Source organism: Flavobacterium sp. U410 (genome assembly GCF_053570605.1).
In genome coordinates, this window is record NZ_JBSEFI010000013.1 from 25,894 (window position 1) to 50,645 (window position 24,752).

24 protein-coding genes and 3 tRNA genes are annotated in these 24,752 nt (G+C 33.5%); 9 read left to right on the forward strand and 18 right to left on the reverse strand.

Translation table 11 applies throughout. The annotated features are described in order from the left end of the window. Positions 1 to 33: 33 nt before the first annotated feature. Both ACUSJC_RS09775 and sppA read right to left on the reverse strand, forming a co-directional pair. Positions 34 to 741 (reverse strand): queuosine precursor transporter, encoded by a 708-nt coding sequence (locus ACUSJC_RS09775; protein WP_449269393.1) that lies wholly within the window; start codon positions 739 to 741, stop codon positions 34 to 36. A gap of 86 nt (positions 742 to 827) precedes the next feature. Beyond that, entirely contained in the window at positions 828 to 2,594 is a 1,767-nt protein-coding gene (gene sppA, locus ACUSJC_RS09780) for a signal peptide peptidase SppA (RefSeq protein WP_449269394.1), read from the reverse strand. 120 nt (positions 2,595 to 2,714) lie between these two features. Between sppA and folK the strand changes: the two genes are divergently transcribed. After that, entirely contained in the window at positions 2,715 to 3,854 is a 1,140-nt protein-coding gene (gene folK, locus ACUSJC_RS09785) for a 2-amino-4-hydroxy-6-hydroxymethyldihydropteridine diphosphokinase (protein ID WP_449269395.1), read from the forward strand. A gap of 82 nt (positions 3,855 to 3,936) precedes the next feature. Here the strand turns inward: folK and ACUSJC_RS09790 are convergent, their stop codons facing one another. Continuing rightward, a complete protein-coding gene (locus ACUSJC_RS09790) occupies positions 3,937 to 4,467 on the reverse strand; it encodes an RNA methyltransferase (protein ID WP_449269396.1) in 531 nt (176 codons plus the stop codon). Between the two features lie 195 nt (positions 4,468 to 4,662). Here ACUSJC_RS09790 and mutS point away from each other — a divergent pair, with 195 nt between their 5' ends. The 5 genes from mutS (at position 4,663) to ACUSJC_RS09815 (ending at position 8,150) form a co-directional block, all read left to right on the forward strand. Further along, positions 4,663 to 7,227 (forward strand): DNA mismatch repair protein MutS, encoded by a 2,565-nt coding sequence (gene mutS, locus ACUSJC_RS09795; RefSeq protein WP_449269471.1) that lies wholly within the window; start codon positions 4,663 to 4,665, stop codon positions 7,225 to 7,227. 128 nt (positions 7,228 to 7,355) lie between these two features. Continuing rightward, positions 7,356 to 7,431, forward strand: a tRNA-Gly gene (locus ACUSJC_RS09800). A 15-nt stretch (positions 7,432 to 7,446) separates the two neighbouring features. After that, a tRNA-Leu gene (locus ACUSJC_RS09805) sits at positions 7,447 to 7,532 on the forward strand. Positions 7,533 to 7,591: 59 nt separating this feature from the next. After that, positions 7,592 to 7,677, forward strand: a tRNA-Leu gene (locus ACUSJC_RS09810). A gap of 110 nt (positions 7,678 to 7,787) precedes the next feature. Then, positions 7,788 to 8,150: a DUF1508 domain-containing protein gene (locus ACUSJC_RS09815; protein WP_449269397.1), complete on the forward strand. Its 363-nt coding sequence runs from the start codon at positions 7,788 to 7,790 to the stop codon at positions 8,148 to 8,150. A gap of 69 nt (positions 8,151 to 8,219) precedes the next feature. Here the strand turns inward: ACUSJC_RS09815 and ACUSJC_RS09820 are convergent, their stop codons facing one another. From ACUSJC_RS09820 to ACUSJC_RS09830, 3 genes are all read right to left on the reverse strand, one after another. Beyond that, the gene (locus ACUSJC_RS09820; protein WP_449269398.1) at positions 8,220 to 8,423 is read right to left on the reverse strand and encodes a hypothetical protein; all 204 of its coding nucleotides are present in this window, start codon (positions 8,421 to 8,423) and stop codon (positions 8,220 to 8,222) included. 159 nt (positions 8,424 to 8,582) lie between these two features. Next, entirely contained in the window at positions 8,583 to 10,724 is a 2,142-nt protein-coding gene (locus ACUSJC_RS09825) for a S46 family peptidase (RefSeq protein WP_449269399.1), read from the reverse strand. Positions 10,725 to 10,770: 46 nt separating this feature from the next. Further along, positions 10,771 to 12,069 (reverse strand): 3-deoxy-D-manno-octulosonic acid transferase, encoded by a 1,299-nt coding sequence (locus ACUSJC_RS09830; protein WP_449269400.1) that lies wholly within the window; start codon positions 12,067 to 12,069, stop codon positions 10,771 to 10,773. 192 nt (positions 12,070 to 12,261) lie between these two features. Between ACUSJC_RS09830 and ACUSJC_RS09835 the strand changes: the two genes are divergently transcribed. Further along, complete coding sequence (locus ACUSJC_RS09835) at positions 12,262 to 13,389, forward strand: DegT/DnrJ/EryC1/StrS family aminotransferase (RefSeq protein ID WP_449269401.1); 1,128 nt, start codon at positions 12,262 to 12,264, stop codon at positions 13,387 to 13,389. 82 nt (positions 13,390 to 13,471) lie between these two features. Then, complete coding sequence (galE, locus tag ACUSJC_RS09840) at positions 13,472 to 14,485, forward strand: UDP-glucose 4-epimerase GalE (protein WP_449269402.1); 1,014 nt, start codon at positions 13,472 to 13,474, stop codon at positions 14,483 to 14,485. 79 nt (positions 14,486 to 14,564) lie between these two features. On the opposite strand, the gene ACUSJC_RS09845 is transcribed toward galE, so the two are convergent. From ACUSJC_RS09845 to ACUSJC_RS09865, 5 genes are all read right to left on the reverse strand, one after another. Beyond that, on the reverse strand, positions 14,565 to 14,783 hold the full coding sequence (locus ACUSJC_RS09845) for a hypothetical protein (protein WP_449269403.1): 219 nt from the start codon (positions 14,781 to 14,783) through the stop codon (positions 14,565 to 14,567). A 69-nt stretch (positions 14,784 to 14,852) separates the two neighbouring features. Further along, the gene (locus ACUSJC_RS09850) at positions 14,853 to 15,095 is read right to left on the reverse strand and encodes a hypothetical protein (protein WP_449269404.1); all 243 of its coding nucleotides are present in this window, start codon (positions 15,093 to 15,095) and stop codon (positions 14,853 to 14,855) included. A gap of 99 nt (positions 15,096 to 15,194) precedes the next feature. Further along, positions 15,195 to 15,578 (reverse strand): DUF3037 domain-containing protein, encoded by a 384-nt coding sequence (locus tag ACUSJC_RS09855; RefSeq protein ID WP_449269405.1) that lies wholly within the window; start codon positions 15,576 to 15,578, stop codon positions 15,195 to 15,197. Continuing rightward, entirely contained in the window at positions 15,556 to 16,344 is a 789-nt protein-coding gene (locus ACUSJC_RS09860) for a HipA family kinase (RefSeq protein ID WP_449269406.1), read from the reverse strand. The genes ACUSJC_RS09855 and ACUSJC_RS09860 overlap by 23 nt, the downstream gene beginning before the upstream one ends. A 72-nt stretch (positions 16,345 to 16,416) precedes the next feature. Next, positions 16,417 to 17,319, reverse strand: a complete 903-nt coding sequence (locus ACUSJC_RS09865) for an alpha/beta hydrolase (protein WP_449269407.1) — start codon at positions 17,317 to 17,319, stop codon at positions 16,417 to 16,419. 506 nt (positions 17,320 to 17,825) lie between these two features. Between ACUSJC_RS09865 and ACUSJC_RS09870 the strand changes: the two genes are divergently transcribed. Next, positions 17,826 to 19,778, forward strand: a complete 1,953-nt coding sequence (locus ACUSJC_RS09870) for a PKD domain-containing protein (protein ID WP_449269408.1) — start codon at positions 17,826 to 17,828, stop codon at positions 19,776 to 19,778. A 52-nt stretch (positions 19,779 to 19,830) separates the two neighbouring features. Here ACUSJC_RS09870 and ACUSJC_RS09875 read toward each other — a convergent pair whose 3' ends face one another. From ACUSJC_RS09875 to ACUSJC_RS09905, 7 genes are all read right to left on the reverse strand, one after another. Beyond that, the gene (locus ACUSJC_RS09875; RefSeq protein WP_449269409.1) at positions 19,831 to 20,160 is read right to left on the reverse strand and encodes a DMT family transporter; all 330 of its coding nucleotides are present in this window, start codon (positions 20,158 to 20,160) and stop codon (positions 19,831 to 19,833) included. 70 nt (positions 20,161 to 20,230) lie between these two features. Next, positions 20,231 to 20,791, reverse strand: a complete 561-nt coding sequence (locus ACUSJC_RS09880; RefSeq protein ID WP_449269410.1) for a Crp/Fnr family transcriptional regulator — start codon at positions 20,789 to 20,791, stop codon at positions 20,231 to 20,233. 164 nt (positions 20,792 to 20,955) lie between these two features. After that, complete coding sequence (locus tag ACUSJC_RS09885; protein ID WP_449269411.1) at positions 20,956 to 21,615, reverse strand: VOC family protein; 660 nt, start codon at positions 21,613 to 21,615, stop codon at positions 20,956 to 20,958. 183 nt (positions 21,616 to 21,798) lie between these two features. After that, positions 21,799 to 22,422, reverse strand: coding sequence for a CatB-related O-acetyltransferase (locus ACUSJC_RS09890; protein ID WP_449269412.1), 624 nt, complete (start codon positions 22,420 to 22,422; stop codon positions 21,799 to 21,801). Positions 22,423 to 22,613: 191 nt separating this feature from the next. Next, on the reverse strand, positions 22,614 to 22,973 hold the full coding sequence (locus tag ACUSJC_RS09895; RefSeq protein ID WP_449269413.1) for a cupin domain-containing protein: 360 nt from the start codon (positions 22,971 to 22,973) through the stop codon (positions 22,614 to 22,616). A 13-nt stretch (positions 22,974 to 22,986) separates the two neighbouring features. After that, the gene (locus ACUSJC_RS09900; protein WP_449269414.1) at positions 22,987 to 23,844 is read right to left on the reverse strand and encodes a GNAT family N-acetyltransferase; all 858 of its coding nucleotides are present in this window, start codon (positions 23,842 to 23,844) and stop codon (positions 22,987 to 22,989) included. A 184-nt stretch (positions 23,845 to 24,028) separates the two neighbouring features. Continuing rightward, positions 24,029 to 24,454, reverse strand: coding sequence for a hypothetical protein (locus ACUSJC_RS09905; RefSeq protein ID WP_449269415.1), 426 nt, complete (start codon positions 24,452 to 24,454; stop codon positions 24,029 to 24,031). Positions 24,455 to 24,752 lie beyond the last annotated feature (298 nt).

Here is a 24,752-nt window from a genome sequence, read left to right on the forward strand (position 1 = left end):
AAATACTTTTAATATTACGTTAAAAAAATAATTTTAATCAATGAATAACTCTTCGTTGACTTTTAAATTAAATTTTTTTCGGAATAAGTACACAGCTAAATACATAAAAGGAGTGTCTAACAAGGCAACAAATACTTTAAAAGCAAACCCGCTGACAAATAATTTTCCGAATAATTCCCAAGGCAAAATTTCAAAAATGCACAATAAAAGCAATACCGAAAAAGTGTCAACTGCTTGTGATGTCATAGTTGAAAAATTATTGCGAACCCAAAGCATTTTTCCTTTGGTTACTTTTTTCCAAAAGTGATACACTTGAATATCGATGTATTGCGCAGCTAAATAAGCAATCATGGAAGCCAAAACGGCTAATGCAGTTTGTCCGAATACTTTAGAAAATAGTTCGTTATTTATAGGGGAACTTTGCATTGCCGGAACGGCGTTAGCAATATAAATGATTCCCAATGAGAAAATGGAAGCAAAAATTCCGGTAGTAACTACTTGATTGGCTTTTTTCTTCCCATAGATCTCAGAAATAATGTCAGTTACCAAAAAAGTAATAGGATATGGAATAATTCCTACTGAAATTTCAAATAATTTAGCACCAAAAATTTCGACATCACCAAAAGGATACCAATAAAAGAACTTTTGAAAAATTAAATTAGACACCACTAAGGAACAGATGAAAAGTGCACTTAATGTAAAGTAAATACGTTGCGCTAAAAATTTGTCTTTGGAACTCATACCTTTTAAAATTAGCACAAAGATATTGAAACCCATAAAAAAAGCCATTCATAACGAATGGCTTTCACATATTTTAAATGAAAAAATTATTCAATTTTTATTTCATAAGGCATAATTGCCTGAATTCCTTTTCTGCTTTGAACACGTCTTAATTGTTCTAAAACTTGATAATTAGCTTCGCCAATTTCTTCTTTAATCATTTGTTCACGGGTTTTAAACATCGCTAAACCAGTGTAATTAGATAATAAATCTTGAAAGCTTTTTTCGTATTCCGGAAAATTCTTTGTTTTATAGGTTTCTGTCTTAGCTATTTTAGCAGCATAAGCGATAGCGTCATCTAAGCCTCCTAATTCATCTACTAAGCCAATTCGTAAAGCATCTGTTCCTGTCCAAACTCTACCTTGAGCAATAGCATCAACTTCTTGAGTGGACATTTTTCTTCCGTCAGCAACACGTTTTACAAAAGTACTGTAAATATTTTCAATACTTTCTAAGGTAAAGTTTTTGAAATTCTCATCTAAAGGTTCAAAAACACTATAACCGCCAGAGTTAGCATGTGTTTTAACTTGTTCTGCATTGATACCAATGTTTTTTGCCAAAGCACTCATGTTGGGTAGCATGCCAAAAACACCAATTGAACCTGTAATAGTGCTTGGTTCAGCGAAAATTTTGTTAGCATTACATGATATGTAATATCCGCCTGATGCTGCATAATTCCCCATAGAAACAACAACAGGTTTTAATTTCTTGGTTAGCTCAATTTCTCTCCAGATCAGATCAGAAGTCAAAGCACTACCACCCGGGCTGTTGACACGTAAAACGACTGCTTTAATATTTTTGTTTTTGCGGGCTTCTTCTAATGATCTTCGGATAGCGCCTTCTCCTATAACATCTACGTCACCTTCTCCGCTGGCAATTTCTCCTTGAGCATAAACCACAGCAATGATGTCTTCTTTATCGAAATTTTTAGCGGTTGTTGCTACTTTTTTCGCATAATCAACTATTGCTACTTTGTTGTAGTCTTCCGTTCCTTTAACTTTTAAAGCTCTTTTGATAGCGTCATGATACACATCTTCATAAGCTACTTTATCTACTAAATTTTTAGCTAAAGCTAATTCAGGAGTTCGTCCGCCTAATGAATTTGCAATACTGTTTAAACTATCAACGCCTATTTTTCTGCTGTTGGAAATATCATCTACAATTGTTTTCCAAGCCGATTCTAATAATACGGTCATTTGTTCACGGTTTTCCGGACTCATTTCTTGCGCAAGGAATGGTTCAACGGCACTTTTGTATTTTCCGTGACGAATAACTTCCATTTTGATTCCTGTTTTTTCCTGAAGTTCTTTCATATAAAGAATTTCAGAACTTAATCCTTTAAAATCTAACTCGCCAACAGGATTCAGGTACAAAGTATCGGCAACTGAATTCAGATAGTAATCCTTTTGGGTTAAATAGTTAGAATAAGCCACTACAAATTTTCCTGATTTTTTGAAATCTTCTAATTTGTCGCGTAATGCTTTGCTTTGGGCTAACCCTAGTCCTGAAAAATTATTAAGAATAGAAATTCCTTTGATTTTTTCATCGGTTTTAGCGTAATCAATAGCGTTTAAAATATCAATAAGGCCATTGTGCTTGGTCTCAAAATAATTAAAGTCTTTGAAGTTTATTTTTCCGGCATAATCTAGTGTCACGTCAGATAAGTCCAATTCAATAACCGAATTGTCTTTTACCGTAACTTTGTCATCATCACCTCCGGCAACAATTCCGATGAATAATAAGCCAAAGAACAACAACATGCAAAAAATAAAGATGCCAATAACAGTGGCTAATACGTTTCCTAAAAATTTCATTTTTCTTTTCATTAAATAGTCTGGAATAATAAGTCTTGGAAAATGTTAAAATGTTACATGTTCATAAAAAAATAAATTTGTTCAGTTTTAAGTGTAAAATAGTTTGTTATTTTGTTCCGTATGAAAAGCCAAAATCAAATTGTAATATCAGTAGGAAGCAATCAGGGTGACAGATTAGAGTATATTGAAAAATGTATTGCTATGATTCATAATGAGGTAGCTACTGTGGTTAAAGTATCAAAAGTTTACGAAACACCTTCTTGGGGTTTTGATAGCGATGCTTTTTTAAATTTGGCTTTACTGGTTCATACTTCAAAATCGGCATCAAAAGTTTTAAAAGAACTTTTAAAAATTGAAAAAAAATTAGGCAGAACGCGAAAAGAAGGCGCCGGATATCAGGCAAGAACTATCGATTTAGATATTATTGCTTGTAACGAAGAAGTGATTGAAACGCAAGATTTGATTATTCCGCACATTCAGATGCAAAACCGAAAGTTTGTTTTGTTGCCGTTTGCCGATTTGGATTCCCAATGGAAACATCCTCTTTTAAAGAAATCGGTTGCCGAATTGCTTCAGGAAACAACAGATGATTCTAATTGTATTGTGTTTTCCGATAAATTGCTTTCGCCTTTGGCTAATTTAGGAATCGATCAGTACAATTATATTGCTATTGAAGGAAATATAGGCGCTGGGAAAACCACTTTGGCTACTAAAATTTCGGAAGATTGTAATGCCAAATTAATTTTGGAGCGTTTTGCCGATAATCCTTTTTTGCCTAAATTTTATAAAGACCAAAATCGCTATGCTTTTCCTTTGGAAATGTCTTTTTTAGCGGACAGATATCAGCAGTTGACTGATGATTTGGCGCAATTTGACTTGTTTAAAGATTTTGTTGTAGCCGATTATCATATTTTTAAATCGTTGATTTTTGCAAAAGTAACGTTGCAAGAAGATGAATTCCGTTTGTATAAAACCATGTTTGATATTATTCACAAAGAAATGCCTAAACCCGATTTGTATGTGTATTTGTACCAAAATACAGATCGTCTTTTAGGAAATATCAAAAAGCGTGGCAGAAGTTACGAACAAGAAATTCCGGCGGAATATTTAGATAAAATCAATCGCGGTTATTTGGATTACATCAAAACGCAAACCGATTTGAATGTTTTAATCATCGATGTTTCCGATTTTGATTTTGTAAAACGCCAAGAAGATTATGTTTTGATTTTGGAAGAGATTCAAAAGAAAATAGAAAATTAATTTGTCAAGCTGAATTTATTTCAGCTTCTAAAAGATTCCGAAATCGAAGATTCAATAGCGTTAAACAAGTTCGGAATGACAATTAAGAGTTCAACTTCTGAAACAAATCCCAAATTACAATTCCGGCACTAACGGAAATATTTAGCGAGTGTTTGCTTCCCAATTGTGGAATTTCAATAACACCTTCACTTAAATCAATAGCTTGTTGCGAAACCCCTTTTACTTCGTTACCAAAAATTAAGGCGTAACGTTCTTGAGTTTCCACTTGGAAATCATTCAGCATAATTGAGTTTTCAGTTTGCTCTACCGAATAAATTTTTACGTTTTCGTCTTTCAATTTTTGAATAACTTCCAAAACATCTTTTGCATATTCCCAAGTCACGGTATCCGTTGCACCCAAAGCTGTTTTGTGAATTTCTTTGTTGGGCGGAGTTGCCGTAATTCCACACAAGTAGATTTTTTCCAACAAAAAAGCATCACTCGTTCTAAAAACCGAACCAATATTGTGTAAACTTCTGATGTCGTCTAAAATAACAAGAATCGGTGTTTTTTCAGCTTGTTTAAATTCGTCTTTACTGATGCGGTTCAGTTCTTCGTTGGCTAATTTTCTCATGTTGCAAAATTAAGGATTGCATTCGAATTTTGAAATTCATTTTGAAAATTCATCTTATTACTAGAATTGCTGTTGATTTTAATATTGTCATTGTGCTTGATTTTCTTACCTTCGCAATTGTACTAAAATTGAAGAATTGTGGCGAAAAAAGAAGCATCAAAAACTAAGGTAAAAGAGAAGAAAGAAACACCGTTAATGCAGCAATACAACAGCATAAAGGCTAAATACCCCGATGCATGTTTGTTGTTTAGAGTGGGAGATTTCTATGAAACTTTCGGAGATGATGCGGTTCGTACGGCTAATATTTTGGGAATTGTGTTAACCAATCGAAACAATGGTGGTGAAAATTCAGCTTTAGCAGGTTTTCCGCATCATTCGTTGAATACATATTTGCCAAAATTAGTCAAAGCCGGACTTCGCGTAGCTATTTGCGATCAGTTGGAAGATCCAAAAATGACTAAAACCATTGTAAAACGTGGAGTAACCGAATTGGTAACGCCGGGTGTAGCAATGAACGATGAGGTTTTGCATGCCAAATCCAATAACTTTTTAGCATCGGTACACTTTGGGAAAAAACAGTTGGGCGTTTCGTTTTTAGATGTATCTACCGGCGAATTCTTGACGGCTCAAGGAACGGAAGAATACGTAGATAAATTGCTTCAAAATTTTAATCCAAGTGAAATTTTAGTGCCCAAACAATTTAAAAACCGATTCAAAGAAGTTTTCGGAGAAGATTTTCATACGTTTTTCTTAGAAGATTGGGTGTATAAGGAAGATTATGCTTTGGAAAGTTTAACCAAACATTTTCAGACCAATTCATTGAAAGGCTTCGGAATTGAAGAACTTCCGGAAGGAATTATTGCTTCGGGAGCGGTTTTGTATTATTTGTCGGAAACACAGCATAATAAAAATCAACACATTACCAATATTCAGCGTATTGCCGAAGATGCTTATGTTTGGATGGATCGTTTTACCATTCGAAATTTAGAATTGTATCATTCGACCAATGTGAATGCGGTTACGCTTCTTGATGTAATTGACAAAACCTTATCGCCAATGGGTGCGCGCTTGCTGAAACGTTGGTTAGCCTTACCTTTAAAAGATGCCAATCGCATTAAAAGCCGTCACGAAGTGGTAGCCTATTTAAAAGTGCATTCGGAAGATTTGGCAAGTATTCAATACCAAATCAAACAAATTTCCGATTTGGAGCGTTTGATCTCAAAAGTAGCAGCAGGAAAAGTTTCGCCTCGCGAAATGATTTATCTTAAGGATTCTTTAGATGCAATTATTCCGATAAAAGCGTTAGCGTTACAAAGTAAAAATGAAGCGCTAAAAACGATTGGTGACAGTTTACATGCCTGCGAATTGCTTCGCGAGAAAATCGGAACAACTATTCATCCGGAAGCACCTGTTAATATCAATAAAGGAAATGCTATAGCTGTTGGTGTGAACCAAGAATTGGACGATTTGCGTAATATTTCTCAAAACGGGAAAGCCTATTTGGAACAATTGGAGCAACGAGAAAGCGAGCAAACAGGAATTCCGTCGTTAAAAGTCGCTTTTAATAATGTTTTTGGATATTATATTGAAGTTCGAAACACGCATAAAGACAAAGTTCCAGGTGAATGGATTCGCAAGCAAACGTTAGTAAATGCAGAGCGTTACATTACGGAAGAACTGAAAGAATATGAAGCTAAAATTCTTGGTGCTGAAGAAAAAATACAAGCATTAGAAAGCCAGATTTTTGAGCAATTGGTCAACTGGATGGCGAGTTATATAAAACCGGTTCAGCATAATGCTAATTTAGTTGCTCAACTCGATTGTTTGCAGTCTTTTACGCAATTGGCAATAGAAAACAATTATGCGCAACCGCAAATTGACGATTCTTTTGATTTGGAAATTAAAGAAGGACGTCACCCTGTAATTGAAAAGCAGTTGCCTGTTGGAGTGCCTTATATTTCTAATGATGTTTTTTTAGATCGGGAAACCCAACAAATGATTATGATTACCGGACCTAATATGTCTGGTAAATCGGCTATTTTAAGACAAACGGCTTTAATTGTATTGTTGGCTCAAATGGGAAGTTTTGTTCCGGCCGAAAGTGTCCGAATGGGAATTGTAGATAAAATTTTCACTAGAGTAGGAGCTAGTGATAATATTTCGATGGGCGAATCGACTTTTATGGTCGAAATGAACGAAACGGCTTCTATTTTAAATAATATTTCGGAAAGAAGTTTAGTGTTGTTAGATGAAATTGGTCGCGGAACTTCAACCTATGACGGAATTTCAATTGCTTGGGCTATTTCCGAATATTTGCACGAGCATCCACATCAGCCTAAAACCTTGTTTGCCACACATTATCACGAGTTGAACGAAATGGAAGCTATCTTTAGTCGAATTCAAAATTTCAATGTTTCGGTCAAAGAGTTAAAAGATACTGTTTTGTTTATTCGTAAGTTGGTAAAAGGCGGAAGTGCACATAGTTTTGGTATTCACGTAGCTAAAATGGCCGGAATGCCACAAACAGTAATTCAAAAAGCACAAAAAATGCTGAAAAAGTTGGAGAAAGATCATTCCGGAGCTGAATTAAACGGATTAAAAACAGAAGAGGAAGAAATGCAATTGAGCTTTTTTAATTTAGACGATCCGCTTTTAGAAGAAATTAAGGAAGAAATTTTGAATACAGATATTAATACATTAACACCTGTAGAGGCTTTGATGAAGCTCAATGAAATAAAACGAATGTTTACAAAAAGATAACTCAAAAATAAATTATTCACTTTCAGGGGATTGTGTAAAAGTTATATTTTTTATTTAAAAGTGCTTGTAGAAAGAAAAATATATTATATATTTGCACTCGCAAACAAGAAAAAAGTTCTTATAAATACGCGAAAATAGCTCAGTTGGTAGAGCGCAACCTTGCCAAGGTTGAGGTCGCGGGTTCGAACCCCGTTTTTCGCTCCATGAAAATTTAATTTTGCTCGAGTGGTGGAATTGGTAGACACGCTGGACTTAAAATCCAGTGGGTAGTAATGCCCGTGCGGGTTCAAGTCCCGCCTTGAGTACTAAAGCCTTTTTGCTTGGTTCAAAAAGGCTTTATTTTTAAATTTTCAAATAAACCAACGCTCGAGTGGTGGAATTGGTAGACACGCTGGACTTAAAATCCAGTGGGTAGTAATGCCCGTGCGGGTTCAAGTCCCGCCTTGAGTACAAGAAGCTTCTAACTAAGTTAGAAGCTTTTTTTGTTTCTATACTTTTTTGATTATTTTTAAAACAGAACTAACTAGTTTAGTTTAAACAACAACTATAAAAAACTTTTAATGGCAACTTTTGTGATTACGAAGCGCCCAAGTGGTGTGTATAAATATGAGCTGACTTCAAGGAAAGGGAAAACTATTTTTACAAGTAATGCTTTTGAATTGCGTTTTGAGTGTGAAGAGGAAATAGAATACGTCAAACAAAGAGTAGAGCAAATCCTTTTTATGAACTTCAGATCGGGTGGAGGAAAGTTTTATTTTAAAATGATTGTTAATGGGAAGGAAGTAGCTGTTAGCAGAAAATACACGACGCAATTATTGATGGAGAAAGGGATAAATGAGATTAAGCGCTACATGCAGAGTGCTGAGATTTTAGATTTCTCGTTGGGAAATGATATCTTTGGAGATGTAATTTTTGAAGATTAATTTCGGATAAGTATAAAAAGTAAAAAAGCCCCACTTGGTGGAGCTTTTTTTTGTTCTGTTTGCTTATTATTAGTGAGCAGCAGGAGCTTCAGTAGCAGGAGCTTCAACAGCAGCTGTATCAACAGCAGTTGTATCAACAGTAGCTTCAACAGCTTCAACAGTTTCTTCAACTGGAGTTTCAACTGTTTCTTCAACTGGAGCTTCAGTAGCAGTTTCTTTACAAGATACGAACATCATAGCAACTAATGCTAAGCTTAAAACAACTTTTTTCATCTTACTAAATTATAAAAGGTTAATTATTAATTCATAGCAAAGATATAAATTTTTTGACTTGACAAAATGTTTTTACTTTTTTTTTTAAAAAAAATATTTTTAAATAAAAACCCCTTGATTTACAAGGGGTTTTTGTGAGAATGTGGCAGAAAAAAAGCCTTATTTTTTCGAATTTTTAGGATGAACCATGTGCATTTCGTCGATTAAGTTTCTTGCGTCGGCATATTTGTCAATAATAAATAAAACATAACGAATGTCTACCATGATATTTCTACAAATTGCGGGGTCATAATGAATGTCACTCATGGTGCCTTCCCAAACGCGGTCAAAGTTTAATCCGATTAAGTTTCCTTGTGCATCTAAAGCCGGGCTACCGGAGTTTCCACCAGTCGTATGATTGGTAGCAATGAAACAAACCGGCATTTTTCCATTGTCGGCATACGAACCGTAGTTTTTGGTTTTGTACAATTCAATTAATTTAGAAGGAACGTCAAATTCATAGTCTCCCGGAATATATTTTTCCATAACACCTTCTAAGTGGGTAACAGGTTCGTAGTAAACGGCATCACTAGGATTATATCCTTTAACCTGACCGTAAGTAATGCGTAAAGTGCTGTTGGCATCCGGGAAAAATCTTCCGTCAGGGAACAATTCCAATTGTGCTTTCATGTATTCACGTTGCAATGCACTCAATTCTAAGTTTAGCATATCATATTTAGGAGCAATAGTGTTGAAGTAATTATCCGCCATTTTTTTAACTAAAACATATCCTTTGTCTTTGTTTAAAGATTTGAATACTTTATTAGCATCGCCACTTAGTAAAGATTGAAGTCCGGAATAGGAAGTTAATTTTGATTTGCTGTATACTTCAGTTGTCGTCTTGGTATAATTCATAGTTTTGAATTCAGCAGGAACTAGCGGTGATTTTTGTCCGTATAAAGCAAATAGTTTTTCAAAAACTTTTTCGTCAACATTTACATTGAAATCTTTGTAAAATCCTTCTAACGATTTTAAAGTGTTTTCTTTTCGGTCATTGAAAGCTTGTTCGCCTTTTGTTTTGTAAACTTGCTCTAATTGGTATAATTTGAAACCGACACTCAATAATTCGGTGTTGCGCAAAGCAATTTCTACGAAATAATCTCTAGCTAAAGCATAATCGTCAATGGCTTTGTAGTTCTTTTCGAAGTCAGCCAAAAGGTTTCCGTATTCTTCTTGTTTTCCTTTTTGAGTAATTCTTTTTTGGAATTCAGTTTCAAAATCTTTTTTCAGTTGAACGGCATTTGATTTTTTCAAACCTTGACTTTCACCAATCCATTTTTTCCAATAGTTTGCAATTCGTGCATATTTTGAAGCATACTGAATTTTGATGGCTTGGTCTTTACGCATAAAACCATCTTGAACTTTTAAAGCAGCATCACGAATTTCAATTTTAGCCGGATTTAAAGTGTTTACGATTTGTTCAACTGCAAAAGATGGTAAATATTCTTGTGTTCTTCCGGGGAAACCAAAAACCATGGTGAAATCGCCTTCCGAAATTCCGTCTAAAGAAATCGGTAAAAAGTGTTTTGGAGTGTATGGAACATTGTCTTTTGAGTATTCGGCTGGTTTATTATCTTTTCCGGCATAAATTCTGAAAATGGAAAAATCGCCTGTGTGACGTGGCCAAACCCAATTGTCGGTATCGGAACCGAATTTTCCGATAGAACTTGGCGGAGCGCCTACTAAACGAACGTCTTTAAAAGTTTCGGTTACAAATAATATGTATTGATTTCCTTCGTAAAAAGTTTTGATTCTGTTTTCTTGCCAAGCTTCTTTAGGAAACGTTTTTTGAATACGATTGATGTTTTCCTCAATTCGTCTTTGTTTTTCAGTTTCGGATGAAAGTTGTGCAACACCTTCTAAAACTGTATTGGTTACATCGTGAATGCTCGCAATTAAGGTAGCTACCATTTTAGGATTAGCCAATTCTTCGTTCGTTGATTTTGCCCAAAAACCGTCTTGTAAATAATCGTGTTCTACGCTTGAGTGATTTTGAATAGCATCATAACCACAGTGGTGATTAGTTAATAATAAACCTTTTGGCGAAATAATTTCGGCAGTACAACCACCATCAAAATGCACAATAGCATCTTTAATACTGGTTTGATTCGCATCATAAATGTCCTGAGCATTGATTTTCATGCCTAGTTGATGCATTTCATTTTCATTCATGCCTTTGAGTAGGCTAGGAATCCACATACCGCCTTGTTGTGCGAATATTGGAAAAGTAATGAAAAGGATTAGTAATTTTAAAAGTTTCATTTTGTTATGGTTTTTGTTTTGCAATTTACGTTTTTTATAAGATAGCTTATTGTTGGTTTTTTGTTAAAATGTAATTTATAATTTTTGTTGTAGCTCCTTTATTCATTTGAACGAATGTCTCGCAGATATGCCCTTTTTCTAAACGTTCGTCTGAATTATAGAGTAACGAATCGAATGCCAGTTTTAATTCGTTTGCATTTTGAATAGAAGTACATCCTCCTTGATGAACTAAAGCGGTAGCTTCTGCAAAATGAGCATAGTTAGGTCCAATAATAATGGGAACGCCAAAAGTTGCCGGTTCTAAGATATTATGAACACCGGGATTGCCAAATCCGCCGCCCACATAAGCAATATCGGCATAGCTGTAAATTTTAGTCAGTATACCAATTGTGTTGATAATGAAAACTTGATAATTCTCTAGCTTGTCACACTGAGCGGAGTCGGAGTGTTGTTTTAGTATCGCTTCTTTTTCTGAAAATAGAATTGTTTTCTTTTGAATTTGTGATTTCAAATTCAAAATTTGTTCTTCTTTAATATTATGTGGAGCAATGATGAATTTCACAGTATCGGGTGCTTGGTTGATGTAGTTAACCAATAATTCTTCGTCTTTGGGCCACGAACTGCCAATAACGATTGTGGTTGCTTTATTATTTCGAGCGGAGTCGAGAAATTTAAAATCTTCGATAAAATCCAATGAATTGTCGCGTTCTAAAATAGTGGTAACTCGGTCAAAACGTGTGTCTCCAGAAACAGTTACGTTGGTAAAACCAATAGATTGAATTAGTTTTTTAGAAGAATCGTTTTGCACAAAGAAATGGTCAAAAGATTGTAATGCGTTGCGATAAAATCCACCGTACCATTTGAAAAAAGCTTGTTTTTCTCTGAAAATCCCGGAAATTAAATAGGTTTGGATATTGCGAATTTTTAATTCGTTCAAATAATTAGGCCAAAATTCATATTTGATAAAGAAAGCCATTTCGGGATGAACAAGTTTTAAAAACTTTGTAGCATTGTTTTTAGTGTCCAAAGGAAGATAAGCCGTAACATCAGCAATGGTATTGTTTTTACGAACTTCATAACCCGACGGAGAAAAGAATGTCAGTACGATTTTATGTTTAGGAAATTGCTCTTTAATGACTTCCATAACAGGAAGGCCTTGTTCGTATTCACCTAAAGAAGCAGCATGAAACCAAATAACATTATCGGTTGGTTGAATTTTACTTTGTAAAGTGGAAAAAACATCTTTTCGACCGTTGATAAAAAGTTTCATTTTGGGACTAAAAAATGCTATTGACTTTAAAACCAATGCGACTAGCTGTATGATTATATTGTATAAAAAAAGCATGTTATTTATTTGAGTGGCTAAAATAAACAAAAATTACCAAATGAATCCCTTTTAGCCCTGATGGAAGTGGCATCTTAGCGCGAAGCGATAAATAGAACGAACAGCAGGAAAAAGGATAGCAAAAAAGAATTGACCATTCGCTTCTAATCATAATTAATTCTTACTTTTGCTATACAAAATATCGTTTTACAAATGAGAAAATTACAAATGGTTGACTTGAAAAGTCAATACGAAAAAATAAAAGATGAAGTTAATGCTTCAATCCAAGAAGTACTAGAAACTACAACGTATATAAACGGACCTTTGGTTCATCAATTTCAAGCTGATTTAGAACAATATTTAGGAGTAAAACACGTCATTCCGTGTGCAAATGGTACTGACGCTTTGCAAATTGCCATGATGGGATTAGGTTTAAAACCGGGAGATGAAGTGATTACTGCCGATTTTACTTTTGCGGCTACTGTTGAAGTGATTGGGTTGTTGCAATTAACACCGGTTTTAGTAGATGTGAATGTAGATGATATGAACATTTCTATTGAAGCTGTTAAAAAGGCGATTACACCAAAAACAAAAGCTATTGTTCCGGTGCATTTATTTGGGCGTGCTGCTAACATGGATGCCATTATGGAAATTGCCGCTGAACATAATTTATTTGTAATTGAAGATAATGCGCAGGCCATTGGTGCAAACTATACGTTTAAAGACGGTAGCAAGAAAAAAGTAGGAACTATTGGTCATGTGGGAGCGACTTCATTTTTTCCGTCTAAAAATTTAGGCTGTTATGGTGACGGTGGTGCTATTTTTACGAATGATGATGCTTTAGCGCACACGTTAAGAGGAATAGTTAATCACGGAATGTATGTTCGTTACCATCATGATGTAGTAGGAGTAAATTCTCGTTTGGATAGTATTCAGGCCGGAGTATTGAAAGCGAAACTACCCCATTTAGATGCTTACAATCAAGCAAGAAGAACAGCCGCTAAAAAATACAATGATATTTTATCGCAAAGCGAACATGTTGTAGTGCCACAATTTGATTGGAATGGCGACGATCATGTTTTTCACCAATATGTAATTAGAATTACCAATGGTAAGCGCGATGGATTATTGGCGCATTTACAAGAAAAAGGAATTCCTTGCGCTATTTATTATCCAATCCCGTTACACCAACAAAAAGCATATTTAGATGCTCGTTATAATGAGGCTGATTTTGGAGTAACCAATCAGTTGTGTGCTGAAGTCATTGCGTTGCCAATGCATACGGAATTAGACGACGAACAGATTAAATTTATTACAGATTCAGTTTTAGAGTTTGTTTAATTTTTAAGAATAAAGAAAATAGAGTATAGAGAAAAGAAACTTGTCTATCTTCTATTTTCTTTATTCTATATTCTTTTTAAAGATGAAAATACTTGTTACAGGTGGTTTAGGTTTTATAGGTTCGCATACGGTTGTAGAATTGCAAAACGAAGGTTTTGAAGTTGTTATAATCGATAATTTGTCTAATTCTTCTATTGAAGTTTTAGGCGGAATTGAAAGGATCACGAAGCAAAGACCGATTTTCGAAAATATAGATTTACGCAATAAAAAGTCAGTTCAAGATTTTTTTAACAAGTATCAGGATATTGAAGGTGTTATTCATTTTGCAGCAAGTAAAGCTGTTGGTGAAAGTGTTGAAAATCCATTGTTGTATTATGAAAACAACATCAATGCTCTAGTTTATATTTTACAAGAATTGCAAGCTAAAGCAAAAGCCAAATTTATTTTTAGTTCGTCATGTACGGTTTACGGTCAAGCCGAAACAATGCCGATTACCGAAAATGCTCCGGTGCAGCAAGCAATGTCGCCTTACGGGAATACTAAACAAATAGGGGAAGAAATTATAACCGATGTGACTAAAGTGACCAATATCAATGCTATTTTATTGCGTTATTTTAATCCAATTGGTTCCCATCCAACTGCTGAAATCGGAGAATTACCTTTAGGAGTGCCACAGAATTTAGTACCATTTATTACACAAACGGCTATTGGTTTGCGAAAAGAATTATCAGTCTTCGGAAATGATTATCCAACACCGGACGGTACCGCCATTCGCGATTATATTCATGTGGTTGATTTAGCAAAAGCGCATGTTGTGGCTTTGCAAAGACTTTTGGAAAATAAGAATCTTGGCAAGGTAGAAACGTTTAACATCGGAACCGGCAAAGGAAGTTCTGTTTTAGAAGTTATAAATGCTTTTGAAAAAGTTTCCAATCAAAAATTGCCTTATAAGATTGTAGGCAGAAGAGAAGGCGATGTCATAGAAGCTTATGCTAATACCGATAAAGCCAATAATATTTTAGGTTGGAAAGCACAATCTTCTTTAGAAGAAGCATTAGCGAGTGCCTGGAAATGGGAGCAAAAAATTAGAAAATAAGAATCAGTATTTGTTATGAAATAAAAACCCGGAAAGTTATAACTTTCGGGTTTTTATTTTTATTGCATATATTATTGAACTAGTCAACTCTTTCATCCATATACTCAACTTCTTCTTTAACTTCTTTCTCAACTTTATTTGCAGTAGAGTCGATTTTTTCAGCGGCTTCTTCTGTTGAAGTTTTAATATCTTCCCCAACAGCTTCAGTAGCTTCTTCCACTTTATCTTTTGTTTCTTCTTTACAGGATACAACTAAAAGTGCTGTTACCATTGCTAAGCCTAAAAATACTTTTTTCATTTTTTTACCTTTTTGTAATTAATAATTGTATCTAAGATACAAAAATAAGATGTTTAACTGAAACTAATTTTATTTATGAACTTCTTTGGCAGCATCTTCAAGCTTTTCAGCTCCTTTTTCAAGAGCCTCGCTTGTTTTCTCTTTTAAAGTGTCAACATGAGCTTCTACTGTAGTGGCAGCAGTATCCACTTTTTCTTGGACATCTTCTTGGATTGCTTCGGCAGCGTCTTCCATTTTTTCTTTTGTTTCTTCCTTACATGAAGTCAAGGATAAAGCAGCTAAAAAGGCAAAACTTAAAATTACTTTTTTCATACTAATAAATGTTTTGGTGTTACTGAGCCTCAAGGTACTAAAAAATGATTGAACAGCCAAAAAAACGTATGATTAACGAGTTAAGTCATGTGAAAATAATTATAAAACTAATTCTGTGTATAATTCATCAAATGTGAGATCTAGGTTTGTACTAAACCCCGAATGCGGTCTTGAGGTTTGAATACTAGAACTTTTTATAGCGGTTAGCCATCTAAAACGTTCAGCTAATTCAAATTCAGCAATTGGTCCGCCGTCTTTTTTACCCGAACAAATTTTGGTGAAGGCTGCCAAGTTTATTTCTAATTGATCCACATCAAATTCTGGACAAAATAGCGTTATTTTTTCCTTTGGAATTTGGTATTGAATTCGCAAATACTTTTGGCGTTTGCAAAACAACATCAAACCAATGTTTATAAATTCTTCGCGTTCTACTCTTGGTACTACACGAATGACAGCGTAATCATATAAGTGTTTTTCGTGCATCTTGAGCTTGTTTTAAAAAAGTTGAAGCATTTTCTAATCGAAGTGATAAGAATTTTAAGTAAACCAATTTGATTTCATCTGGTGATAAATCGGTTTCTTCCCATTGCAACCATTCTTCTGGAATTCGATCTACAATTTCTTTTAAAATCGAAGGATTCAGTTTGGAACTAAATTCAGCATGTACTTCTTCCAGTTTACTTGCTTTGGGCAACAAAACATGATCTTTGATTAGTGCAAACGGAGTAACGGCAGTAGTTTCCCAATTGTTCCATGAATGATGAAAATAGAAAGAAGCGCCATGATCAATCAGCCATAATTCTTTTTTCCAAATCAACAAGTTTGTGTTTTTAAACGTTCGGTCAACATTGGTAATAAAAGCATCGAGCCACACAATTTTTGACGCTAAAAGCGCATCGCAATCATTCACGGCTGCATCAAATGTCAACGCGCCAGATAAATAATGAAGTCCTAAATTTAAACCTTCGCTAAATTTCAATAAATCTTGAATTTCTTCGTCGGCTTCCGTTCTTCCAAAAGCTTCGTCTAAAGTTACGTAAACTAATTCGGGAACCGGCAAACCTAGATAGCTCGCAATTTGGCCACCTAAATATTCAGCAATTAAGGCTTTAACACCATGACCGGCACCTCTAAATTTAATTACATATTTAAAATCGTCATCGGCATCGGCTAGCGCCGGTAGTGAACCACCTTCGCGCAACGGCGTAATGTAACGAATGACGCTTACTGTTCGTAAATCCAAATTCATAAAGGAAAATTTCTTCTCACAAAGATAACTAAAAAAACGCCGAAGCTATTTAGTGACTAATTACCTTGCGAGTTAATTGTTTGTAGTTCGGTTTGTTTGTCTTATAGTGCTTACATGAACGATATCATGATATAAAAAGTCAATAATTTCATCAAAATAAGTAGTCATTGGTAAATACGACCAATCGTGAGAACCACCGTTTATGGAATGGAAATAGTAAGAGATTCCTAAACCTTTTAAACGTTCGGCAATTGGATCAGAACCATATAACATTATAAATCCCTTATCGTTTGAATTGCAAAAACGATGTGGCGCAAAATTATAAGGAACCAAATTATCAGCAGTTCCGTGAAAAAGTTGTGTAGGAATTGCAGTGTTGTTGTTTATTTTGTCTAAGGTAGATAAAGCTCCGGCCAAACTTATTACGCCGGCGTATTTAAAATTTAGAGGTAAAATTGTATTGTCATAAACATAAACCATATTCAAAACGGTTTCAGCACCAGCACTAGATCCTGCAAGAATTATTGTGTTGCTGTCAATGTTGAATTTTTTATCATTATCGAGAATATATTTTATTGCTAAACTCACATCATTCGAAGCCGAATTAAAGGCTGCTATTTTTTTAGTTGCTTCTACATCGCAGCCAAAACCAATTTCTTTCATCGTTAATCTGTAGGAAACAGAAGCAACAGCATAACCTCGTTGTGCAAGCTTGTTGGCAAATGTTACAGTATAATCATCATCTCTTGAACCACCAGAAAATCCGCCTCCATGCACAAATACAACTAATGGTAATTTTTTTCGAGAGTTATCCGCTTTGTAATAGTCAAACTGAAGTGATTCGTTTTCTACTTTGCCATAAGTGTAAGTTGCTTTAGTAACTTTAGAAAAGATACTGTCCTTATAAATAGTTTGTGCAGTTATAATTTGGAATGCTACAATAAAGACAATTGTTGCTAAATTTTTGAATGACATATTTTATGATTTTTTTGTTGGCCTTAAATAATTTTCCTTGAGGTAGATAGGTGAACTATAGATTTCCATGGCAATCTTGTTGTGTATATTTTATGTTTGTAATTATTAGGTTACTGAAAGTTAACTTTTGATAATGATTTCCATAAAATTCTTCTGTGTTTAATTTATTCATTTTCATTTTTTATATAGCATACATGGATATCAACAAAAAAGCAGGAACGTAGAGCTACTAAACCAAAAATAGACAAAATTTAGAAGATTAAGGCAAATTTTCGCGAGATTCTTATCAATTCATTTTCTTTAATCATCTTGGTCATGAACCGCATTTATTTCTCAAAAAATCATCAAGAGTACGACGTAAAGGCAGTATGAAAATAGAGTGTTGAATTTTTGATGTAACGTTTCTTTCTTGCTCACTAAGAACAAGTTTAAAAAAGTAATTTAGGTTACGAATTATAAACAAATAAAAAAATATTGCTTATTTTAGAGCGAAAAAAATTTATAATATGAAGAAAAATTACGTTAATTTACAACTTCCTCTTTTTATATTTTTTTGCTTATTTGTACGTAACATATCAAACTCCCAAACTTGGCAATGGGCGATTGATGGTGGTTCAAGTAACGTAATTAATGATCAAGAAAAGACTGTAGATATGCTTAATGACCCTCAAGGTAATTTATATTTTTTAAATACTATTGGAAAAACAGGACTTCAACTTGATGGAATGCCATTAACCGCTTATGATGGTGGTTCAAATAGAGATTATCTGTTGGCTAGCTATGATTGCAACGGTACCCATCGTTGGAATAAGGTTATTGGCGGACCAAGTACCGATAGAATAGAAAACATACAAGTTGATGGAGCTGGAAACATTTATGTGTCTGGAACTGTGTATAATTCTACGCAAAATTTTTCTGTACATTTCGATACCGATTCTATTATCCCTTTTTCTGTTTTACCTGATGTAAATAAAAAAAATTTATTTTTGCTTAAATACAATCCTGATGGTGTATTTCAATGGTTAAGAATGCCACAACAGGATAATGTGTCAATTTCTGAAGCGTTTAGTCATAGTCTTAGTCTGGGAGTACAAACAGATCTACAAGGGAATAGTTATTGGCTTTGTCTTCTGCCGCCTGGGACTTATGCCGAAGGGGCTTTTGTAAATAATACTGCGGGAGATCATTTTTTTATTTTTAAATATGATACTTATGGAACATTTCTTGGAACAATACCCTTACAAATTGAAATGACAGGTGTTTCTGGTGATTTTAAATTTTTAAGAAACTCTAACACAGGAGGGTTTTACATAGGTGGTTCTTTTGATCCCGATGACGGTACAATTACAGTAGGTGACCAAAACATTAATTCAATAATGTATTTAGCAGCTTTTGATAGTAATGGAAATTATGTTTGGAAAATAGAAAATGACCCCAACATTTTTGGAAAGTTAACAGATTTTTGTATAGATAGTAATAATGATATTTATATTACAGGAAGCGGACTAGCTGGAGATAGTTTTGCAGGTCAAACATTTACTTCAAATCAACCGCATATGTTTCCTTATATTATTAAAATTGATGATTTAGGGCAAGGTATATGGTCTACTAACGCAGAAACATTAGCTGCATCTGACGGAAATGCTATTGTAATAAATAATAATGAAGTAGCAATAACGGGTCAACATGCTAGTATAACTTGGGATGGTGTTACTCTTACTCAGCAGGTTAATGAACTTTATGATGTTTTTTTTGCACGTTTTAATAAAAGTGATGGAACTATAATAAGTCTTGAAGACTTAGACAGCAATTTTGGTGCCGAAGAATTTGGGTATGCATTGTCTTCTGATAATAATAATTATTACCTTGGAGGAAACTTTAATGGTCATTTATATATTAATGATGATACATTTAGTGCTGTTTTGGAAGACTTTTTTGTTGTGAAATATGGTAGTTCCAACTGTCCGTGTGTTTCGCCTCAACCTAGTTTCTCTTTTAGTCAAGGAGGTCAAAATCAGCAAACATTTACATTTAACTATAGCGGATCACTTCCATACGATTCTATCACATGGGATTTTGGTGATGGTAATACATCTACAGAAGGAAGCCCGCAACATACTTTTAATGAATCAGATGATTACAATGTATGCGTTACTGCAACTAATAGTTGTGGTAGTGAAAGTTACTGTTATGAGATAATTAACACGTTAAGTACAGATGACTTTATATTTCCTAAAACTTCTATATTTCCTAATCCATTTAGTAGCTCTATTACAATAAGTACAGATTCAAATTTAAAATATAAGCTTTACTCTCTTTTGGGAACAGAAATGATTTCAGGAAGTGTGCCTTCTGGAAAAACAATGTTGCCATTATCTACATATTCAGCCGGATACTATTTGTTACAGTTAGAAGATAAAGATGGAAACATAAAGACTATGAAAATTCTGAAAAAATAAAATTCATTTCTCCGCAAATATGATGAACTTCTTTATTTGATATTAGGTGTTTTTAGTTTATGGTAGATTTTGAGAAAAAATTCATTACAAAAACTCCGGCAACAATTAATATAATTCCAACTATTGCCGGAACGTCTAATGATTGCTTAAAAATTACCATCGAAATTATCGCAGTCAGTACAATTCCCAAACCGCCCCAGATTGCATAAGCAATTCCCAGGTTAATGGATTTTAATGCTTGTGAAAAGAAAAAAAAGCAAGCGATATAGGCAACAATCGAAATAGTTGTCGGTAATAATTTTGAAAAACCATTTGACGCTTTCATAAAGCTAGATCCTATTACTTCAAGCACAATTGCTAGACCTAAAAATAGATATTTCATTGTTCTTTTGTTTTAATGATGCAAAGCAACAAGAAAATCAAAGTGAATTTTTTGACAAAAGTCAAAATCATTATTTTTTTCGTATTCGGCTGAGCGTTTCTTGAGAAATTCCCAAATACGAAGCAATGTATCCTAATGAAATTCGTTGGACTGTTTCAGGTTGATTTTTAAGTAGATCGTTATAACGTTGTTCGGCAGACAGTGTTTGCAATAAAAAGGAACGCTCTTCTAGAATTTTACAATATTCTTCCGCCATTTTCCTTCCAATTATATTCATTTCCAGTGAATTTTTATAAAGTTTGTCAAGATCGTTACTTGATATATAATATAAGGAGGAATCTTCTAAAAATTGGATATTTTCGATTGAAGGTTGATTAAAAAACAGAGGCATTATAGAGCCTAAAACGATGTTCTCAAATCCGAACCATACATTTATTTCCCGTTCATTTGAGTTGTAAAAAGAACGTACAAGTCCTTTTTCGATGATGAACAAGTTAGAAACAATCTGCCCTTCTTTCAATAAAAAATCCCCTTTTTTCTTTTTCAGAAATTTGATTTTCTTTTTCAATTCTTTTTCTAAATCCAGACTTAGATTTCCATATTTTTTAAATTGTTCGATTAGGAGATTCATTGTTTTTTATTGGTATTTTTAAAGCCGAAGTTTTCAGTTTTGTCGAACCTAATCGAGCCTTATGATGGGTTAGATTAAAAATTACGAGCGACATAAAAATACTGTTTTTTAAATATTTCCTTAGTTTACATTATGGCATACCTCGTTGTGTTATCTGCAGGCTTTTATTTCCTTATCTTAATAGTTGTTTCTGTTCCTGATTCAGTTAGTGTGATATTTGTCCAGTTGCTTTTTGCAGGGGTTTCGGTAGGAAACCAATTTCGATTTTTCTTTACAATAATTAATAAACCATTATCATCACCAATAGCTGTAAATAAATCACTATTTTGATTCTTTTCAAAAAGATGAAGATTAAATTTTTCGATTAACTCCTCCCCATATAAGTCAGGCCTGGTTTGTACTATTCCTATTTCACTGATATTCAAAATTTGCTTGCTACTAAATTCACTTGTTTCTGTGTTGTTTAAGTCGTGTCGCGCTATAAATTCTAATAAATTTCCATCTGTGTCAAAAAAATAGACAGAGTTTGCATTCCAAGTCTCAAAATCTGAAATTAGTACCTCATCTTCTTTTTTTATTAGCTCAATTCTGTTCGTTGACCAATGTGTCGCTTCTTGTAGTTTATTTTCGGGAATATTGAAGGCTAAGTGGTAAATTGGTTCAGACTTTTCGGAGTCTTCGATTATCTTTAAAGTAGATTGTCCGATTGTTACTAGAATTGAATTTTTATCAATTCTCTCAACTGGTAATTCTAAAGCATTTTGATAGAAGTCGCTTATTTCGTTTAAATTGGTAGTTTTTATTTCAATTTTGTTTAATATCATTTCGTTTTTTTTAGTTTAAAGGATTCTCGCCTATAAAGTAGTAGAGTAAAAACAAGATCAGGTTACAACAAATATAACGCAAACTTTTGGATCTCGGAGACACGAATAATGAAGTGAACTGATAAAGCAAAATTTAGAGAACTTGCCTGAACAGAACCATTACTTGTAATTGATGTAATGCATTTATTCAATCAATTTTTCAATTTTATTATCTGTTAAGTTCTGGATGTTATTTGTGATTTTTTCAATATCCCAATTCCACCATTTGAGTTCCAATAGCTTTGAAATCACATCTTCAGAAAATCTTTTTCTGATTTCTTTCGCCGGATTTCCACCAACAATAGTGTAGGGTTCTACATCTTTTGTTACTGTCGAATTAGTAGCGATAATTGCTCCGTCTCCAATATTTACTCCTGCCATTATTGTCGCATTGTGACCAATCCAAACATCGTTTCCGATATTTATATCGCCTTTTTGCGGATAAGATTTTCCCTCCATCGCATTTTCCCAGCCATTTCCAAAAATCGCAAAAGGATAAGCTGTTAGAGAATTTGTCAGATGATTTGCACCATTCATTATAAATTTTACATCAGAGGCAATCATACAAAACTTTCCGATTATTAATTTGTCGCCTACAAATGCAAAATGGTATTTCACATTTTTTTCAAAGTTCTCTACATTTTCAAAGTCATCATAATAAGTATAGTCGCCAACAATAATGTTAGGATTTTTAATAATATTCTTTAAAAAGCAAAGTCTGTCATACTTATCAATTGGAAATTTAATGTCTTTATTTGGTCCTTTCATAAATTTATTTCTATTATTTTTCAGGAGAATGATATACAACGGTTCTTGGTTAGCTGATGTTGTGTTATTCTGTTACTAGCTAAGCCAAATATAACGCAAACTTTTGTAGTTTAGGAGATACGATTAAAGTGAACTGGTGAAACAAAATTTGAAACAAAATGTCAAGCATAGCCATATAATGTTGTAGCTTGTTATATCCAATCTAATTTCTGCTTTGTTAATTCACTTTCAGTATCGCCTGTGTTTATTGTTGTAACTGGCTCAAAAAGCATTACCAAAACTTCATTTTCTGCAATAGGTTTATGTTCGACACCTTTGGGAATTATTAGGAATTCGTCCTTGTTGAGTATTGCGGTTTTGTCTCTAAATTCTATTTTTAATGTTCCAGAAACGACGAAAAACATTTCATCTTCATTGTCGTGCTTATGCCATACAAATTCGCCTTTAAGCTTGACTAATTTTACATTTTGACCGTTAAGTTCACCAACTATTTTTGGTGACCAATATTCAGAAAAGAGCGAAAATTTATCTGATAAAGTAACTTTTTCCATTTATTATATGATTCTATTTTTGAGAATGATGATAGTTGATTTGTAATTCGATCTGATTTGCATGATTTATCAGACTGATTTTTTCAAAAAAATGTATAGTCTCAATGTGTGAGTTGTCAATATTTATTATCGAAATAGGATGATTGGCTATTTCTACAATTTTTTGAACTAAAGATTTTCCGATTCCTTTGTTTCTATGCTTTTTGTCAACTGCAATTTGCATAATTCTATTGGAGTTAATGTTGAAAATAATATATCCAACAAGATTATTTTCTGAAAAAGCACTAAATGATTTTAAATGATCTTTTAGATTTTCAATCGTAGCAATCGAATTTTGCCAAGTCGGTTCAATACTCCAAAAGGAAGTTAATTTTTTCCACTCATAAGCGAGTAATTTTTTTATCTCAATTGTATTATTCGGGTTGTCTATTATTGGATTTCCGTTGAAGCATTGAAGCATTTTTGATTTTTCAAATCCAACCTTTTGATACGATTTGATGGCTTGTATATTTTGACTCAACACTTCCAATCGTATAATAGAGATGTTTTCAAGCTTAAGTTTTGGAAGTATGAAATTGTACATTTTTTGAGTAAGTCCTTTTCCTCTAAACTCTTCTATAACGCCTGTACCTCCATTATATATTTGTCTTTTTCCGTTTTCATTTCTGTAAAAATGAAGAATAAATCCGATTAATCGATTGTTGTAAAAAGCTCCTACGGAATAATTTAAAGCAATATTTTCTGAATAGAATTTTAATTTCATTTGATCTGTAGTCATACTAACAGAAACAAAATAATCAGCAAATGCGGTATTAAAAATATCTTTGATTTCTTCTATATTGATTTTCTCTAATGTACGAAGTGTTGTCATGAAGTTCTTACAACGGTTTAAAGCTTTAAGAAGTGACTAAAATCACTACTGTTCATCACAAATATACCGAAAAGGTTTTTAGAAAATTGATAAAAAAGCACTGAAGTACTTTTAAGAACTCCTCCAATTATAAATAGGTTAAAGCCATTTCTTAAAACCTTTGTTGATGCAGTTATTTAATCCTCTAATAGTCAAATTCACCACATATTTTACTAAAAGGAATTTCTTTTATTTTATCCAATATGTCTTTTTCAATTGGAAAAGCATAATCTTCTTGAAACCAAATAAGACAAAGACTGGAAAACATTTTGTCTGTATTTCTAAAAACATCATTGTGCCATAATTCTGCTATACAAGTTATTCCAGGTAAAGAAACGGGGTTTCCAAATGGGTATTTTCCATCATAATCAATTAGAGTCTGTTTAGGTTCAATCAAATAAATTTCATCCAACCCAGAAAACTCTTTTGCTTCTTTTTTAGTTCTGTTGATAATTCTTTCATTCATCTTATCAGTGGGTAACCCTTCCAATAAACCATAATAAGTATACCATTGCTTTATTCTTTTAATAGTGACTTCTTTATTAGTTTCAATGATAAGTTTGCTATTCATATTTGTAGTTATAATTTTCTTTTAGTTGCATCCAATAGTCCTCTGTCATAAAGCTTTAGTGAAATACCACACACCGAGTGATACCAAATATAAAAATCTAATTTAGAATGTATTTTCTCCTTTACTGATATTTAATTGTTTGTGAAAATGTGTTTAAAATATGTATTTCATAAAAAAATATCATGTCAATATGATTTATCAAATCTAATAAAAATTTGTAATGTACCAAGAAAGCAGTTTTCTTGATTAGCAATCTCATATTTTGATAATGAGCTTTGAGAAAAGTAACGCTTATTTG

Coding starts and splice junctions, on each gene's coding strand:
- ACUSJC_RS09775 (WP_449269393.1), bottom strand. CDS start 741: ATGAGTTCCAAAGACAAATTTTTAGCGCAACGTATTTACTTTACATTA.
- sppA (WP_449269394.1), bottom strand. CDS start 2,594: ATGAAATTTTTAGGAAACGTATTAGCCACTGTTATTGGCATCTTTATT.
- folK (WP_449269395.1), top strand. CDS start 2,715: ATGAAAAGCCAAAATCAAATTGTAATATCAGTAGGAAGCAATCAGGGT.
- ACUSJC_RS09790 (WP_449269396.1), bottom strand. CDS start 4,467: ATGAGAAAATTAGCCAACGAAGAACTGAACCGCATCAGTAAAGACGAA.
- mutS (WP_449269471.1), top strand. CDS start 4,663: ATGCAGCAATACAACAGCATAAAGGCTAAATACCCCGATGCATGTTTG.
- ACUSJC_RS09815 (WP_449269397.1), top strand. CDS start 7,788: ATGGCAACTTTTGTGATTACGAAGCGCCCAAGTGGTGTGTATAAATAT.
- ACUSJC_RS09820 (WP_449269398.1), bottom strand. CDS start 8,423: ATGAAAAAAGTTGTTTTAAGCTTAGCATTAGTTGCTATGATGTTCGTA.
- ACUSJC_RS09825 (WP_449269399.1), bottom strand. CDS start 10,724: ATGAAACTTTTAAAATTACTAATCCTTTTCATTACTTTTCCAATATTC.
- ACUSJC_RS09830 (WP_449269400.1), bottom strand. CDS start 12,069: ATGCTTTTTTTATACAATATAATCATACAGCTAGTCGCATTGGTTTTA.
- ACUSJC_RS09835 (WP_449269401.1), top strand. CDS start 12,262: ATGAGAAAATTACAAATGGTTGACTTGAAAAGTCAATACGAAAAAATA.
- galE (WP_449269402.1), top strand. CDS start 13,472: ATGAAAATACTTGTTACAGGTGGTTTAGGTTTTATAGGTTCGCATACG.
- ACUSJC_RS09845 (WP_449269403.1), bottom strand. CDS start 14,783: ATGAAAAAAGTATTTTTAGGCTTAGCAATGGTAACAGCACTTTTAGTT.
- ACUSJC_RS09850 (WP_449269404.1), bottom strand. CDS start 15,095: ATGAAAAAAGTAATTTTAAGTTTTGCCTTTTTAGCTGCTTTATCCTTG.
- ACUSJC_RS09855 (WP_449269405.1), bottom strand. CDS start 15,578: ATGCACGAAAAACACTTATATGATTACGCTGTCATTCGTGTAGTACCA.
- ACUSJC_RS09860 (WP_449269406.1), bottom strand. CDS start 16,344: ATGAATTTGGATTTACGAACAGTAAGCGTCATTCGTTACATTACGCCG.
- ACUSJC_RS09865 (WP_449269407.1), bottom strand. CDS start 17,319: ATGTCATTCAAAAATTTAGCAACAATTGTCTTTATTGTAGCATTCCAA.
- ACUSJC_RS09870 (WP_449269408.1), top strand. CDS start 17,826: ATGAAGAAAAATTACGTTAATTTACAACTTCCTCTTTTTATATTTTTT.
- ACUSJC_RS09875 (WP_449269409.1), bottom strand. CDS start 20,160: ATGAAATATCTATTTTTAGGTCTAGCAATTGTGCTTGAAGTAATAGGA.
- ACUSJC_RS09880 (WP_449269410.1), bottom strand. CDS start 20,791: ATGAATCTCCTAATCGAACAATTTAAAAAATATGGAAATCTAAGTCTG.
- ACUSJC_RS09885 (WP_449269411.1), bottom strand. CDS start 21,615: ATGATATTAAACAAAATTGAAATAAAAACTACCAATTTAAACGAAATA.
- ACUSJC_RS09890 (WP_449269412.1), bottom strand. CDS start 22,422: ATGAAAGGACCAAATAAAGACATTAAATTTCCAATTGATAAGTATGAC.
- ACUSJC_RS09895 (WP_449269413.1), bottom strand. CDS start 22,973: ATGGAAAAAGTTACTTTATCAGATAAATTTTCGCTCTTTTCTGAATAT.
- ACUSJC_RS09900 (WP_449269414.1), bottom strand. CDS start 23,844: ATGACAACACTTCGTACATTAGAGAAAATCAATATAGAAGAAATCAAA.
- ACUSJC_RS09905 (WP_449269415.1), bottom strand. CDS start 24,454: ATGAATAGCAAACTTATCATTGAAACTAATAAAGAAGTCACTATTAAA.